This window comes from Tibeticola sp. (genome assembly GCF_022759015.1).
Lineage (GTDB): Bacteria > Pseudomonadota > Gammaproteobacteria > Burkholderiales > Burkholderiaceae_C > Tibeticola > Tibeticola sediminis.
Genome location: NZ_JAEMQB010000173.1, coordinates 1 through 14,259 on the forward strand (window position 1 = coordinate 1; position 14,259 = coordinate 14,259).

At 64.6% G+C, this 14,259-nt stretch carries 14 protein-coding genes; 6 read left to right on the top strand and 8 right to left on the bottom strand.

Features of this window, described 5'->3' with window-relative positions:
- Positions 1-135 precede the first annotated feature (135 nt).
- The 6 genes from JHC36_RS10940 to JHC36_RS10965 form a co-directional block, all read right to left on the bottom strand.
- Positions 136-831 (bottom strand): ABC transporter ATP-binding protein, encoded by a 696-nt coding sequence (locus JHC36_RS10940; RefSeq protein WP_124221609.1) that lies wholly within the window; start codon positions 829-831, stop codon positions 136-138.
- Entirely contained in the window at positions 824-1,618 is a 795-nt protein-coding gene (locus tag JHC36_RS10945) for an ABC transporter ATP-binding protein (RefSeq protein ID WP_287919038.1), read from the bottom strand. The genes JHC36_RS10940 and JHC36_RS10945 overlap by 8 nt, the downstream gene beginning before the upstream one ends.
- Entirely contained in the window at positions 1,618-2,928 is a 1,311-nt protein-coding gene (locus JHC36_RS10950) for a branched-chain amino acid ABC transporter permease (RefSeq protein ID WP_287919041.1), read from the bottom strand. The genes JHC36_RS10945 and JHC36_RS10950 overlap by 1 nt, the downstream gene beginning before the upstream one ends.
- 1 nt (position 2,929) lies before the next feature.
- Positions 2,930-3,964 carry a branched-chain amino acid ABC transporter permease gene (locus JHC36_RS10955; RefSeq protein WP_287919043.1) on the bottom strand — a complete coding sequence of 345 codons (1,035 nt, stop codon included), beginning with the start codon at positions 3,962-3,964 and terminating at the stop codon, positions 2,930-2,932.
- A 113-nt stretch (positions 3,965-4,077) separates the two neighbouring features.
- Positions 4,078-5,307 (bottom strand): branched-chain amino acid ABC transporter substrate-binding protein, encoded by a 1,230-nt coding sequence (locus JHC36_RS10960; RefSeq protein WP_124221602.1) that lies wholly within the window; start codon positions 5,305-5,307, stop codon positions 4,078-4,080.
- 130 nt (positions 5,308-5,437) lie between these two features.
- Positions 5,438-7,066, bottom strand: a complete 1,629-nt coding sequence (locus tag JHC36_RS10965; RefSeq protein ID WP_287919062.1) for a 3-(methylthio)propionyl-CoA ligase — start codon at positions 7,064-7,066, stop codon at positions 5,438-5,440.
- 193 nt (positions 7,067-7,259) lie between these two features.
- Between JHC36_RS10965 and JHC36_RS10970 the strand changes: the two genes are divergently transcribed.
- The 5 genes from JHC36_RS10970 (at position 7,260) to JHC36_RS10990 (ending at position 10,899) form a co-directional block, all read left to right on the top strand.
- On the top strand, positions 7,260-8,759 hold the full coding sequence (locus tag JHC36_RS10970; RefSeq protein ID WP_287919046.1) for a protein adenylyltransferase SelO: 1,500 nt from the start codon (positions 7,260-7,262) through the stop codon (positions 8,757-8,759).
- Complete coding sequence (gene msrB / locus JHC36_RS10975; protein WP_287919049.1) at positions 8,756-9,211, top strand: peptide-methionine (R)-S-oxide reductase MsrB; 456 nt, start codon at positions 8,756-8,758, stop codon at positions 9,209-9,211. The genes JHC36_RS10970 and msrB overlap by 4 nt, the downstream gene beginning before the upstream one ends.
- The gene (locus tag JHC36_RS10980) at positions 9,208-9,759 is read left to right on the top strand and encodes a septation protein A (RefSeq protein WP_124221595.1); all 552 of its coding nucleotides are present in this window, start codon (positions 9,208-9,210) and stop codon (positions 9,757-9,759) included. The genes msrB and JHC36_RS10980 overlap by 4 nt, the downstream gene beginning before the upstream one ends.
- Positions 9,756-10,025, top strand: a complete 270-nt coding sequence (locus JHC36_RS10985) for a BolA family protein (protein WP_287919051.1) — start codon at positions 9,756-9,758, stop codon at positions 10,023-10,025. Before JHC36_RS10980 ends, JHC36_RS10985 begins: the two co-directional genes overlap by 4 nt.
- Positions 10,026-10,101: 76 nt before the next feature.
- A complete protein-coding gene (locus JHC36_RS10990) occupies positions 10,102-10,899 on the top strand; it encodes a peptidylprolyl isomerase (protein WP_287919053.1) in 798 nt (265 codons plus the stop codon).
- Positions 10,900-10,976: 77 nt separating this feature from the next.
- Here JHC36_RS10990 and JHC36_RS10995 read toward each other — a convergent pair whose 3' ends face one another.
- The gene (locus JHC36_RS10995) at positions 10,977-11,744 is read right to left on the bottom strand and encodes an acetyltransferase domain-containing protein (RefSeq protein ID WP_287919054.1); all 768 of its coding nucleotides are present in this window, start codon (positions 11,742-11,744) and stop codon (positions 10,977-10,979) included.
- 61 nt (positions 11,745-11,805) lie between these two features.
- Here JHC36_RS10995 and JHC36_RS11000 point away from each other — a divergent pair, with 61 nt between their 5' ends.
- Positions 11,806-13,779: a peptidase U32 family protein gene (locus JHC36_RS11000; protein WP_287919056.1), complete on the top strand. Its 1,974-nt coding sequence runs from the start codon at positions 11,806-11,808 to the stop codon at positions 13,777-13,779.
- A gap of 34 nt (positions 13,780-13,813) precedes the next feature.
- Here JHC36_RS11000 and JHC36_RS11005 read toward each other — a convergent pair.
- Positions 13,814-14,259: DUF808 family protein (locus JHC36_RS11005; protein WP_287919059.1), on the bottom strand; the 446-nt coding region annotated here is incomplete at its 5' end.

Below are 14,259 nucleotides of genomic sequence, written 5' to 3' on the forward strand. Positions count from 1 at the left end.
CCCGAAGGGGCGCCCCAAAACGCGCCCGAGTAGGCGCAAAGCACAGCCGTAGCTCGGGCTACGGCGCGCATTTGCAACGCCCTCTGGCGTGTTTTGGGGCGTCAAAGCGGGCATGACCAATTCCCTCTCAGCCTCTCAGACCTCCAGCCACTCCTTGCGTACCGCCTCATGGGCGCGCAGCGCCTCCGGACTGCCTTCGAACGCAATCGAGCCGTGCCCCATGACGAGCACGCGGTCGGAGATGCGCATCGCGATCGTGAGCTTTTGCTCGATCAGCAGGACGGACACCCCGCGCTCTTTGAGCGTGCTCAGAAAATGCCCCACCTGTTCGACGATCATGGGCGCAAGCCCTTCGGTTGGCTCATCGATCAGCACCAAGTCCGGGTCGCCCATGATCGTTCGGCACAGCGTCAACATCTGCTGCTCGCCGCCCGAGAGCACGCCTGCTTCGGTGTGTTCGCGCTCCTTGAGCCGCGGAAACATCGCGTACATGTCCTCGAACGACCAGCGGCTGCGAACCCGAGCGCCCTTCAAGCCCAGCAGCAGGTTTTGCGCTACCGTGAGCTTGGGGAAGATGTCCCGGCTCTCGGGCACATAGCCGAGCCCGAGCCGAGCAATCTGGTAGGTGCGCAAGCCCGTGATGTCCTGCCCTTTCCAGCGCACCCGACCCTCGCGGTGCACCAACCCCATGATCGCCTTGGCGGTCGTCGAGCGGCCCGAGCCATTGCGCCCCAAGAGCGCAACGATTTCGCCCGCTCCCACCTGCAGATCCACGCCATGGAGCACATGGCTTTTGCCGTAGTAGGCGTGGAGCCCTTGCACCTCAAGCATGATGCGCCCCCTGACTCGACGCCGCCTCGACGACCGCGCCGAGATACGCCTCCTGGACCTTGGGGTTCGCGCGAACGGCCTGCGGCGTGTCGAAGGCAATCACCTCGCCGTAGACCACGACGGCAATCCGGTCAGCCAGTCCGAAAACCACGCTCATGTCATGCTCGACGGTGAGCAAGGTCTTGCCCTCGGTCACGGAGCGGATGAGGCCGATGAAATGTTCGGTCTCGTGATGGCTCATGCCGGCGGTCGGCTCGTCGAGCAAGATCACCTCGGCGCCACCGGCGATGGTGATGCCGATCTCGAGCGCACGTTGCTCGGCATAGGTCAGATTCGCCGCGAGCACGTCGCGCCGGTGTTCGAGATGGATGCTGCCCATCAGCGCCTCGGCGCGTTCGTTGACGTCCCGCAAGCGCGCCAGGTTCTTGAAAAACGTGTAGCCATAGCCCGACGACCACAGCACGCTGCAGCGTAGGTTTTCGAACACGCTGAGCTTGGGGAAGACGTTGGTGATCTGGAAACTTCGTGAGAGTCCAAGCCGATTGATTTCGAACGGCCTTTTGCCATCGATGCGCACCCCATTGAGCCAAATCTCGCCGCTGCTCGGCGCGAATCGGCCGCTGATGAGGTTGAACAGTGTGGACTTCCCTGCGCCATTGGGCCCGATGACCGCCACCCGCTCCCCGCGCCGGACCGCCAGGTCGACGCCCCGGATGATCTCGGTCTCGCCAAACCTCTTGCGCAACTGACGCAGTTCGAGCGCCGCTTGCCCTGGATTCGCCACCATCAGTGCGCCTCCCGGGTCGCCGAGGCATCCGGCAAGACTTCATCTGCGGGAGCGCTGCTCACCGCGGCCCATCGCTTCAGGAAGGCACGCCGCGTCCACTCGAACCATGCGCTCGAAACCACCAGTGCCAAGCCACACGCCAGCCAGTTCGAAAGCGCCCGAGGCCGCAGATCTACCCCAAGGAATCGCAGAACCTCCTCACCGCCCGCGTTGAGTTGCAGCGCGTAGACCATTTCGATCAGCGCGGCGGCAGCCAAAAAGACCGCCACACCGGCCAGTATCAAGGCCAGGTAGGGACCTGCGATCTTGGCCAGGCGACCTTGTCGAATCCACTGCACATGCAGCATAACCAAACTGGCCAGGCCACCCGGCGCGAACATGACCATCAACATGAAGGCGAGCCCTAGGTAGAGCAACCACGCCTTGGTCCATTCGGACAAGAGCATAAAGGCCAGAACCATCAACACGCCGCCCAACATTGGCCCAAAAAAGAACGTGGCCCCGCCCAAAAAGGTGAACAGCAGATAGGCCCCCGAGCGAGCCGCCCCCACCACTTCGGCCGTGACGATTTCGAACAGCACGGCGCCCAGCCCTCCAGCGACGCCCGCGAAAAACCCCGAACTCAGGAATGCCAGATAGCGCACGCGTTGCGGGTCATAGCCGATGAACTCCACCCGCTCCGGGTTGTCGCGAACCGCGTTGAGGATGCGCCCGAGCGGCGTTTGCGTCAGCCCATACATCGCCACGGCGCAGAGGAAGGTGTAGATCGCGATGAGGTAATACACCTCGATGGCCGGGCCAAACGTGAACCCCAGCAGCGGGCGGCCGTACACCCGATTGCCCGAAATCCCCGCCTCACCCCCGAAAAACTCGGCGAACATGAGCGACATCGCGAACACCAGCTCACCCATCCCGAGCGTGATCATGGCAAACGGCGTTCCCGCCTTTTTCGTCGTCACATAGCCAAAAAGCGCGGCGAAAAACAAGCCGCCGAGCCCGCCGACCAGCGGCACCAGCGGCACGGGCAGCCACAGGTTGCCGGCGGCGGCGAGGTTCATGGCGTGGATGGCGAGGTAGGCCCCCAAACCCGAATAAACCGCATGCCCAAAACTCAGCATCCCGCCCTGTCCGAGCAGCATGTTGTATGACAGGCAAGCGATGATCGCGATGCCCATTTGCGAGAGCATGGTGATGGAAAAACTGCTGTGAAAGAGCCACGGCATCGCCGCCAGCACGCACGCAAAAGCCGCCCAGGCCCAGCGGGTGTTCGGCACCATCATCACCTTGGCATCGGTCGAACGCGTCTGCATCTCAGCCCTCCCGGGTTCCCAGCAAACCCTTGGGCCGGAAAATCAGAATCAGCACCAAGAACAAATACGGAAGAATCGGCGCCACCTGCGACAGCGTGAGCCGCAGCAGGCTGCTTTCCTGCCAGGCGCCCAGCCTTGGCCCGACCAGGGAGACGAGAAGCTGCCCCAGCGAATAGTCGATGGCGACGGCAAAGGTCTGAATCACGCCAATGATCAGCGAGGCCAGGAATGCACCGGCCAGCGACCCCAAGCCACCGACGACGACCACGACGAAGATGATCGAGCCCACGGTGGCCGCCATCGCGGGTTCGGTGACGAAGGTGCTTCCGCCAATCACGCCGGCCAGCCCGGCGAGCGCGGCACCCGCGCCAAAAACCCCCATGAACACCCGCGGCACGTTGTGACCGAGTGCCTCGACCATGTCGGGGTGCGCCAGCGCAGCCTGAATCACCAGACCGATGCGCGTGCGCGTCAGCAGCAGCCATAGGGACAACAGCATGGCCAGGGCCACCAGCATCATGAAGGCGCGGGTCGCCGGAAACGGCGAACAAATCACGCGCACCGCGGCGTCCGAGGCTCGGCAGGCTGCCTCAGGGGCCGCCCCCCAGAACCATTGAAAGCCTTCGGCACTGTGGTGCACCAGCGTGAAGGCGGGCCCCCTGAGCACTTCGGGGGGCTGAAACTCCAGCGCGGTGCGCCCCCAGATGAGCTGGACCAGCTCGGTCAAGATGTAGGAAAGCCCGAAGGTGATCAGCAACTCGGGAACGTGCCCATACGCATGCACGCGCCGCAGCGCCCAGCGCTCGAAACCGGCTCCGAGCAGCCCGACGAGTACGGGGGCCAGGACCAAGGCCGCCCAAAAACCCAGCTTCGTCGAGACCGTGTAGCCGAGGTAAGCGCCGAGCATGTAAAAGGCAGCGTGGGCGAAGTTCAGCACACCCATCATGCTGAAGATCAGGGTCAGGCCCGCGCTCAGCATGAACAACAGCAAGCCGTAGCTGACGCCGTTGAGCAAAGAGAGGATGAAAAATTCCATGATGTAATTGAAACGCACAGCCCGACGAGTTCCGGCGGTCGTTCACCCGCCGGGCTCGGGGCATGCGCAGGCTCAGAAGCGCCTCGGGAAAGGGGCACTCGGCGACTCAAGGCTCAAGGCCGTTGCATCTGGCAACTCGTCGGGGTACTGGCGACGTACGCTGGGAACTCCTTCACGGGGACGAGCGTCATGCCGGTGTTCTCAGGGCTGTACGGATATTTTTTGTCGGCTTGCTTCCAGACCGTGATGAACAAGGGCTGCTGCAGCTGATGGTCGGTCTTGCGCATTTCGACCTCGCCGTTGAAGCTGTTGAAGCGTAGGCCCTCGAGGTTCGCGGCCACCTTGACCGGGTCGGTCGATTTGGCTTTGGCCATCGCCTCACTGAGCCCCTTGAAAACATGCACGACGGCGCCGGTATAGAAGTCGTCGTTGTAGCGCTTCTTGAACTCGGCCATCCATTGCTGCATCTGCCCGCCCATGTTGTAGTGGTTGTAGGCAACCTGATAGACCCGGCCCTCACCGTTCTTGCCCAGGGCCGAGGGGGTGCCGGTCACGCCGGTGTAGTAGGTGAAGAATTTGCCGGTGTAGCCGGCCTCGTTCGCGGCTTTGATGAGCAGAGCCAGGTCGGAGCCCCAGTTGCCGGTGATCACCGAGTCGGCCCCCGAAGCCTTGATCTTGGCGACATAGGGGGCAAAGTCTCGAACCTGCGCGAGCGGATGCAGGTCGTCCCCGACGATTTGGATGTCGGGGCGCTTGCGGGCCAGCATCTCTTTGGCGTACCGCGAAACCTGCTGCCCGTGTGAGTAGTTCTGGTTGAGCAAGTAAACCTTCTTCACCTCGGGCTGATCCTTGATGAAGGTGGTCAGCGCTTCCATCTTCATGGAGGTGTCGGCGTCGAAGCGGAAGTGCCAATAGTTGCACTTGCTGTTGGTGAAGTCCGGATCGACCGCCGCGTAGTTCAGGAAAACGACTTCCTTGCCGGGATTGCGTGCGTTGTGCTTGGCCACCGCCTCAATCAGCGCGCCAGCGACTGACGAACCGTTGCCTTGCGCGATATAGCGCACGCCTTGGTCGATCGCGGCTTTGAGGGCGTTGAGGCTCTCTGCAGGGCTGAGCTTGTTGTCGAAAGAAACCATCTCAAATTTCACGCCGGCCGGGTTGTTCTTGCTGAACTCTTCGGCCATGAACTTGAAACTGTTGAGCTGGTTGTTGCCGACCGGCCCCATCAGACCCGTGAGCGGATCGATGTGGGCGATTTTGACGGTCTCACCCTTTTGGGCATGGACCCAGCCCGCGCTGAGCATCAGGGCGGCTAGGGCGGCAAGCTTGAACATCGGCTTCATCGGTGTCTCCTGAGGTCTGTGGGTGGATCGAAGCGTGAGCCTAAAGGCGCTGGCCGTCGCGAGGATCAGGGATAGTCCCTATGGGCTATCGCCGATGCGACTCGGCTGCCGGCGCGCGACGCCAATACCCTTATGCCGTCGGCAAGCGGTAGTCGGCCAGCATTTCACGCAGCTTGGTCTTGAGCATTTTGCCGGTCGCACCCAGCGGAATCGCGTCGACAAAGACCACGTCGTCCGGAATTTGCCATTTGGCAATCTTGCCCTCGTAGAAGGCCAAAAGCTCTTCGCGGCTGAGTTCGGCACCGGGCCGCTTGACGACGACCACGATCGGCCGTTCGTCCCACTTCGGATGCTTGACACCGATGCATGCGGCCATTTGAACCGCGGGATGCGCCATCGCGATGTTTTCGACGTCGATCGAGCTGATCCACTCCCCGCCGGACTTGATGACATCCTTGCTGCGGTCGGTGATCTGCATGTAGCCGTCGGGGTCGATGGTGGCGACGTCCCCGGTCGGGAACCATCCGTCGACGAGCGGGTCACCGCCCTCGCCCTTGAAGTACTCGCGGATGATCCACGGGCCTTTGACGAGCAGATTGCCCGAGGTCTTGCCGTCCCAGGGCAGTTCGCGGCCCTCGGCGTCGACGATCTTCATGTCCACACCAAAGATGGCTCGGCCCTGCTTCATGCGGATTTTCATCTGCTCGTCCTCGGGGAGCCCGAGGTGCTTGTTCTTGAGCGTGCAGACGGTGCCGAGCGGGCTCATCTCCGTCATGCCCCAGGCATGCAGCACTTCGACGCCGTAGTCATTCTTGAACGCCTCGATCATGGCGGGCGGACAAGCCGATCCACCGATGACGGTACGCTTGAGGGTGCTGAAACGCAGACCGTGCGCCTTCATGTGCGCCAGCAGCATCTGCCAGACGGTCGGCACGCCCGCCGCGTAGGTCACCCCCTCGGCCTCGATCAGTTCATAGATCGACTTGCCGTCGAGCGCGGACCCCGGGAAAACCAGTTTCGAGCCGACCAACGCAGCCGAATATGGAATGCCCCAGGCGTTGACGTGGAACATCGGCACGACGGGCAAGATGGCATCGCGCGCGCTCAAGCACATCACGTCGGGCAAGGCAGCCGCGTAAGCGTGCAGGATGGTGGAGCGGTGGCTGTACAGCGCCGCCTTGGGGTTGCCGGTGGTGCCGCTGGTGTAGCACATGCTCGACGCCGCGTTTTCGTCGAAAACAGGCCAGTCATAGTCGGTGGACTGCCCAGCGACCCAATCTTCATAACTGCGCAAGCCCGGAATGCCGGTGTTGGCCGGCAGCGCGTGCGCTTCGCACAGCGCAATCCAGTGGCGCACCGTTGGGCATTTGCCGTGGATGGCCTGGATGATCGGCAGGAAGCTCATGTCGAAGCAAACGACCTGGTCCTCGGCGTGGTTGGCGATCCAAGCGATTTGGTCCGGATGCAGGCGCGGGTTGATGGTGTGCAGCACGCGACCCGAGCCGCTGACACCGAAATACAGCTCGAGATGCCGATAGCCATTCCAAGCGAGCGTGGCGACCCGGTCCCCCATGGCGAGGCCGAGGCCGTCGAGCGCGCCCGCGACCTGCCGGGAACGCGACGCCAAATCGCGGTAGGTGTAGCGGTGGATGTCGCCCTCCACACGGCGGGAGACGATCTCGGCGTCGCCATGGTGGCGCGCCGCGAACTCGATCAAGGCGGAAATCAACAGCGGTTGGCTTTGCATCAGGCCCATCAGCATGGTCAGGCTCCTTCGGTACTCGTTGGTTGTGGAACAGTCGTGGACGCATGATCCTAGGCCGAACATGCGGCTGTGCGCATCGGGGAACATCCGGACTCACCCCGCGGCCGGGAAGCGCACCGCACGCGGGTCCAATCGCCTGAAGTCCCTTTGCGCCGCAGGACGAAAGCGTCGCGACGACAATCCTGCCATGGATGTCGACGTCGCCCCAGCCTCCAGCGCGCCGCCGCTGGTTCGGGCTCCGCTGCAATGGCAAAACCGGTTCTCGAGGCTCGGTGGGGCTTTCTACGCCCGGATCGCGCCCCAACCGCTGCCCGCGCCATACTGGGTAGCTCGAAGCACCCGGCTCGGGGAGACGCTGGGCCTGCCGCCCCACTGGCTGGCCAGCGAGGAAGCCCTGGCGGTATTTGCCGGCAACGCGCCGCTGGCGGGCAGTGCGCCGCTGGCGAGCGTCTACGGTGGCCACCAGTTCGGCCATTGGGCGGGGCAGCTCGGCGATGGCCGCGCGATTCTGCTTGGCGAGGTTCTGACGCCCAGCGGTGAGAGCATGGAGCTGCAGCTCAAAGGCAGCGGGCTCACACCGTTTTCGCGCATGGGCGACGGTCGGGCCGTGTTGCGCTCGAGCATCCGTGAGTTTCTGGCCAGCGAAGCCATGCATGCCTTGGGCGTGCCGACGACGCGCGCGCTGTGCATCGTGGGATCGCCCGCGCCGGTGCTGCGCGAAACGGTGGAAACGGCGGCGGTGGTGACCCGCGCGGCGCCGAGCTTTCTGCGCTTTGGGCATTTCGAATATTTCGCCTGGCGCGGCAAGACCGAGGAACTGCGCGCCCTGCTCGACTATGCCGTCACGCACTTCTACCCGGAGTGCGAGCGGCAGGACGTGGCCGAGACCGCTTGCGCGCTGCTGGCTGCCGTCACGGAACGCACGGCCGGGTTGTTGGCGCACTGGCAGGCGGTGGGCTTTTGCCACGGCGTGATGAACACCGACAACATGAGCCTGCTCGGGCTCACGCTCGACTATGGCCCGTTTGCCTTCCTCGACGCGTTCGAGCCTGGCCACATCTGCAACCACACCGACGTCTACGGACGCTATGCCTTCGATCGACAGCCCGAAGTGGCGCGCTGGAACCTGTATTGCCTGGCCGAAGCCTTGCTGCCGCTGATCGGTGAGCCCGAGCGGGCCGTGCAGGCCCTCACGCCCTACCCGCGGCGTTTTGCGGCGGCGTTCGAGGCGCGCATGCGGGCCAAGCTCGGGCTGACCGATGCCCAGCCGGGCGACGGCATCTTGATCGACGAGGTGCTGGCGCTGCTGGCGCGCGAGCGGGTGGACTACACGATCTTTTGGCGCCGCCTCTCGCGGCACATCGCCGGCGATGCGCTCGCGCCCGTGCGCGACCTGTTCCTCGACCGACTCGCGTTCGACACCTGGATGCTCCGATATTCAGAGCGCCTTAGCTCCATTTCACGCCGGCACTCGGCTGCATTGATGCTCAAAACCAATCCCAAGTACATTTTGCGCAAGCATCTGGCCGAGGAGGTGATCCGGGCGGCGAGCGCGAGTGATTTCGCGCCGCTGGCCCGGTTGCAAACCGTGCTGGAGAGTCCCTTTGACGAGCACCCCGGCTGCGAATCGCTCGCCGATTTCCCGCCCGAGTGGGCGGCCCAACTCCAACTGAGCTGTTCCTCATGAGCACGATCGAGAAAACCGACGACGAATGGCGCGCGTTGCTCGCGGCCAAGGGTGCCGAACCGCTGGCCTTCGAGGTGACGCGCCGTGCGGCCACCGAGCGGCCTTTTACGGGCAAGTACGAACGGGTCTGGGCCGACGGCAGCTACCGCTGCATCTGCTGCGGCCAGTTGCTGTTCGACTCGAGCACCAAGTTCGATGCGGGCTGCGGCTGGCCGAGCTTCAGCGAGGCTGTGCCCGGTGCCATCACCGAGCGCATCGACCGCAGCCACGGCATGGTGCGGGTGGAGACGGTCTGCAGCCAGTGCGGCGCGCACCTGGGCCATGTGTTCGAAGATGGCCCCGCGCCCACCGGCCTGCGCTATTGCATGAATTCAGCCTCGCTAGACTTCGAGCCTCGCGCCCACGCGGCAAACCCTGCCGCCCCAGGCGACCCCACCCCCCGCGCCGAATGAAAATCGCCCTCGACTTCTTTCCGATCCTGCTGTTTTTCGCAGCCTACAAGCTCGCCGACATTTACACCGCGACCGCCGTGCTGATGGCCGCCACCGTGTTGCAAATGGGCGCGATGTATGCGATCGACCGCAAGCTGACCGCCATGCACAAGATCACGCTGGCGCTGGTGCTCGGTTTTGGCGCCCTCACGCTGGGCCTGCACGATGAACGCTTCATCAAGTGGAAGCCCACCGTGCTGTATGCCGGGTTGGCGCTGGGGCTGGGGCTGGCTTTGTGGGTCTGGCGCAAAAATTATCTCCAGTTGTTGCTGGGCAGCCAGCTGAGCCTGCCGCCGCGGGTGTGGCACCGGCTCAACGTCGCCTGGGTGCTCTACTGCGCGTTCATGGCCGGCATCAACGGCGTCGTCGCGGCTTTCTTCAGCACCGAAACCTGGGTCAACTTCAAGCTCTGGGGCTATGCCTTCCCGCTCGTGTTCATCCTCGCTCAGGCGGTCTATATCTCGCGCCACCTCGAGGCCGAAGACGCCCACGAAGGACGGCAGCAATGAGCCGCGCGCAGCCCTTGCATGAGCAGATGGCCGAGCGGCTGCGCGAGCGCTTGCGCCCGACCCAGCTCGAAGTCATCGATGAAAGCGCGCTGCACGCGGGGCATGCGGGCGCGAACGACAGCGGCGTCGGAACGCATTTCCGGGTGCGGATTGCCGCCCCGGTTTTCGAGGGCCGCAGCCGCGTGGCCCGGCATCGGCTTGTGTATGATGCGCTGCACGATTTTCTGGCCGCCGGCGTCCATGCCGTCGCCATCGAAATCCTCTGACACGGGCCACCGGCTGCCCCCTCTTGGCCGTGGTCCACGCAACAGCCCCCTTTTCCAGACCCTCAAGGATCGTTCCATGAAGAAGCAAGTTCTGCGCACCGTCGCAGTGGCCACCATGCTCGGCGCGCTGTCGCTGGGTGCCCTCGCTCAAAACCTCGCCATCGTCAACGGCAAGCCCGTGCCCAAGTCACGGCTGACGGCACTCGAGCAGCAGCTTGCACGTTCGGGCCGCCCGGTTCCTCCTGAGATGAAGGATCAACTCAAGGACGAGGTCATCACGCGAGAAATCTTCATGCAGGAAGCGACCAAGCGCGGCTTGGACGCCACGCAGGACTACAAGGAACAGCTGGAACTGGCCCGCCAGAGCATCCTGATCCGCGAACTGTTCGCCGACTACCAGAAGAAGAACCCGGTCACCGACGCCGAGCTGAAGGAAGAGTACGCCAAGTACGTCGCCGCCAACGGGGGCAAGGAGTACCGGGTTCGCCACATCCTGGTCGAGTCCGAAGAAGAGGCGAAAAAACTCATCGAGCAAATCAAGAACGGCGCGAAGTTCGAGGAGCTGGCCAAGAAGGCTTCGAAAGACCCCGGCTCGGCAGCCAACGGTGGCGATCTCGACTGGGCCAACGCCAACAGCTTCGTGCCCGAGTTTTCCAGCGCGATGGTGAAACTCAGCAAAGGTCAAATGACCGAAACGCCCGTGAAGTCGCAATTCGGCTGGCACATCATTCGCGTCGACGATGTGCGTGACGCCAAGCTGCCGACCTTCGAAGAACTCACCGAGCAGCAAAAGCAGCAGTTGCGCGCCCAGCTCGCGCAGCAAAAGCTCGCCAAGTTCCAAGACGAGCTGCGCGCCAAGGCCAAGGTGCAGTAAAGCGAGCCCCGTCGCCCCTCAAAAAGCCCGGCCGGAACCGGGCTTTTTCGTGTCCGCCCGGCCTTCTCCCCTTGGGTTCAGCGCAGCGCCTGCCATGCCATCAGCGCGCCTATCAGCACCGGCTGATGCAGCATGTACCAGGTGAGGCTCCATCGACCGAGCGTCACCAGCGGGCGGGCGGGCGCAGGCACGCGAACCTGCAGCCACTGCGGCCGCGCGCGCATCAGCCATTGCCCGGCCGCCACTCCCCAGAGCATCACGCCCAGCCAGGGGAACACCGGGACGTAATCCTCGGTGATGGGCTTGCGGCTCACCCAGCCGAGCCAAGCGAGCCATTTTTCGTCAAAAATCCAAGGAAATGGCCAATATCCCAGCGTGGAATGGACCGCTTGTGCTATAAAAGGCGTAGCAATCGCAAGTGCGCCGAGCGGCCAGAGCCAGCGACCCGCAGGCGCGCTCAAGCGTGCAATCACAAGCATGACCGCCAGCCCATGCAGCACGCCGAACCAGATGAAACTGCGCGGAAACATCAGGTACGAGCCCGCACTCACCAGCAGCGCGCAGCCGGCCACCTGCGTCCAGCGCCGCCAGAAGCGCGCCCAACCCTGCCCTTGGTGCCAAGCGATGGCCTGGCTCAGCCCCGCCGTCCACAGAAACAGACTCACGATGACCGTGCGCTGCAGGGTCCAAAACGGGTCCCGGTAGAACTCCGACTGCAGGTAGCCGAAGTGTCGCAGGTCGAAGCAGAAGTGATAAACCGTCATCCACACCACCGCCGCGCCCCGCAGGGCGTCGACGATCTCGAAACGGGTGGCGGATGGCTCAGAGAATCGCGGCACTCGCATGGCCCGAGCTTACCCGTATCGAAACCGCTGTCACCGCGCTTGCAGCCCGGATAATCGCCCGATGGCCTTACTTCCCCACCAGATCGAACTGCTGGCGCCCGCCCGCGATGCCGACATCGGTATCGAGGCGGTGAACCACGGCGCCGACGCCGTCTACATCGGCGGCCCGTCGTTCGGTGCCCGCGCCGCCGCCGACAACCCCGTCTCTGAGATCGAGCGGCTGGTCAAGCACGCGCACCGCTTTCATGCCCGCGTGTTCGTCACGCTCAACACCATCCTGCGTGACGACGAGCTCGAGCCCGCGCGCCGCCTGGTGCATGAGCTTTGGAACGCGGGCGTGGACGCGCTCATCATCCAGGACATGGGCTTGCTCGAACTCGACCTGCCGCCTATCGAACTGCACGCCAGCACCCAGTGCGACATCCGCACACCCGAGAAGGCCCGCTTTCTGCAGGACGTGGGCTTGTCGCAGCTCGTGCTCGCCCGCGAGCTCACGCTGGAACAAATCGCCGCCGTGCGCGCGGCAACCGATTCCGCGCGCAGCACGCTGGAGTTCTTCATCCACGGTGCGCTCTGCGTGGCCTACAGCGGGCAGTGCTACATCAGTGAAGCCCACACCGGCCGCAGCGCCAACCGCGGCGACTGCTCGCAGGCCTGCCGCCTGCCCTATCAGGTGCTCGATGCCCAGGGCCGCTTCGTCGCGCACGACAAGCATGTGCTGTCGATGAAGGACAACAACCAGAGTGCGAACCTCGAAGCGCTCATCGACGCGGGCATCCGCAGCTTCAAGATCGAGGGCCGCTACAAAGACATGGGCTATGTGAAGAACATCACGGCCCACTACCGGGGCCTGCTCGACGGGTTGCTCGAAGCCCGCACGGACCTGGCCCGAGCCTCCGACGGGCGTTGCCGCTTCAGCTTCACCCCCGATCCGAACCAGAACTTCAACCGCGCCTTCACCGACTATTTCGTGCGCGGCCGACAGGCGGACATCGGCGCCTTCGACACGCCCAAGAACGCGGGGCAGCCGGTGGGCTGGGTGACGCAGGCCACCACCGAGTTCTTCGAGTTCGAAGCCGACGACCCCACGCTCGAACTGCACAACGGCGACGGCCTGTGCTATTTCGATGCGCAGCAGGAGCTCATGGGCGCGCAGATCAACCGGGCCGAGCGCGCAGGCCCCAACGGCCTGTGGCGCGCCTGGCCCAAAGACCCCATGAGTAGCCTGCGCGACCTGCGCCGCGGCACCCGCATCCACCGCAACCGCGACATGGCCTGGGTCCGCGCGCTCGAGAAAAAATCCGCTGAACGCCGCATCGGCGTGTGGATGCGCCTCAGTGAGACGCCCCATGCCGAAGGCCTGAGCCTGCTGCTCACCGACGAGGCCGGCCACGAGGCCCGCGCCGAGTTACCCCTGCCCTACGCAGCGCCGCGTGACGACGCCCCTGCAGCCGAGGCGCTGCGCGCGCAGCTCGCCCGGCTGGGCGAGACGATCTTCGAGCCGATCGACATCACGCTGGATCTGCCGCGCCCGTGGTTCGCTCCACCCTCACAGCTCAACCGGCTGCGCCGCGACGCCATCGCGGCGCTCGAAGCCGCGCGGGCCGCCGCATGGACGCGACCCCTGCGCGCCGCCCCGGTCGAGCCGCCGGTCGCCTACCCGGAAGACACGCTGAGCTACCTTGCCAACGTCTACAACCACAAGGCGCGTGACTTCTATGCCCGCCACGGCGTCAAGCTCATCGCTGCGGCGTTCGAGAGCCACGAGGAGGAAGGCGAAGTCAGCCTCATGATCACCAAGCACTGTGTGCGCTACTCGCTGAGCCTATGCCCCAAGCAGGCCAAAGGCGTCACGGGTGTGCAAGGAACGGTGCGCGCCGAGCCGCTGACGCTGCAGCACGGCAACGAGCGTCTGACGCTGCGCTTTGACTGCAAACCCTGCGAAATGCATGTGGTCGGGCGCCTCAAGCCGCGCGTTCGCGCCGCCGCCCGCGAGTTGCCGCTGCAGTTCTACCGCACCCGGCCGTCGCGCTGAGGTTTGAGCGCGCCCTCGGCCCCCCCTGCAGCCCTCAGCCCATAGAGCCGGTCCCTCGTAGACGCTGCACCACACCCCAAGCCCCAGCCACCAGACCGCCCAGCGCCAAACCGACGCCCGCGCCCAGCAGGAGCGTCAGCACTGCGGGCCAAGCCCCCGCCGGCGGCCAGTTGTGGCTCTGTTCGGCGACGGTTTCGATCGCGTGATGCAGCGGCGGCACGCCATGGGCGAGGATGCCACCACCCACCGTGAACATCGCCGCCGTGCCCAGCACCGAAAGCGCGCGCATGAATCGAGGCGCGGCCCGCAAGATACCCCGACCGATCGCACGGGACAGCGCCCGGGGCCGCGCGCTGAGCCAAAGACCGAAGTCGTCGGCCTTGACGATCGCTGCCACCAGGCCGTAGACCCCAACGGTCATCAGCACGCCGATACCCACGAGCACCGCGACGCGTTGCCCGAGCGGCGCCTCGGCCACCG

What these genes read in the sequence shown, in the direction of transcription:
- JHC36_RS11000 (WP_287919056.1), top strand. Translation starts at nt 11,806, where the DNA reads ATGGCCTTACTTCCCCACCAGATCGAACTGCTGGCGCCCGCCCGCGAT.
- JHC36_RS10985 (WP_287919051.1), top strand. Translation starts at nt 9,756, where the DNA reads ATGAGCCGCGCGCAGCCCTTGCATGAGCAGATGGCCGAGCGGCTGCGC.
- JHC36_RS10995 (WP_287919054.1), bottom strand. Translation starts at nt 11,744, where the DNA reads ATGCGAGTGCCGCGATTCTCTGAGCCATCCGCCACCCGTTTCGAGATC.
- JHC36_RS10960 (WP_124221602.1), bottom strand. Translation starts at nt 5,307, where the DNA reads ATGAAGCCGATGTTCAAGCTTGCCGCCCTAGCCGCCCTGATGCTCAGC.
- JHC36_RS10950 (WP_287919041.1), bottom strand. Translation starts at nt 2,928, where the DNA reads ATGCAGACGCGTTCGACCGATGCCAAGGTGATGATGGTGCCGAACACC.
- JHC36_RS10990 (WP_287919053.1), top strand. Translation starts at nt 10,102, where the DNA reads ATGAAGAAGCAAGTTCTGCGCACCGTCGCAGTGGCCACCATGCTCGGC.
- JHC36_RS10940 (WP_124221609.1), bottom strand. Translation starts at nt 831, where the DNA reads ATGCTTGAGGTGCAAGGGCTCCACGCCTACTACGGCAAAAGCCATGTG.
- JHC36_RS10970 (WP_287919046.1), top strand. Translation starts at nt 7,260, where the DNA reads ATGGATGTCGACGTCGCCCCAGCCTCCAGCGCGCCGCCGCTGGTTCGG.
- JHC36_RS10980 (WP_124221595.1), top strand. Translation starts at nt 9,208, where the DNA reads ATGAAAATCGCCCTCGACTTCTTTCCGATCCTGCTGTTTTTCGCAGCC.
- JHC36_RS10945 (WP_287919038.1), bottom strand. Translation starts at nt 1,618, where the DNA reads ATGGTGGCGAATCCAGGGCAAGCGGCGCTCGAACTGCGTCAGTTGCGC.
- JHC36_RS10955 (WP_287919043.1), bottom strand. Translation starts at nt 3,964, where the DNA reads ATGGAATTTTTCATCCTCTCTTTGCTCAACGGCGTCAGCTACGGCTTG.
- msrB (WP_287919049.1), top strand. Translation starts at nt 8,756, where the DNA reads ATGAGCACGATCGAGAAAACCGACGACGAATGGCGCGCGTTGCTCGCG.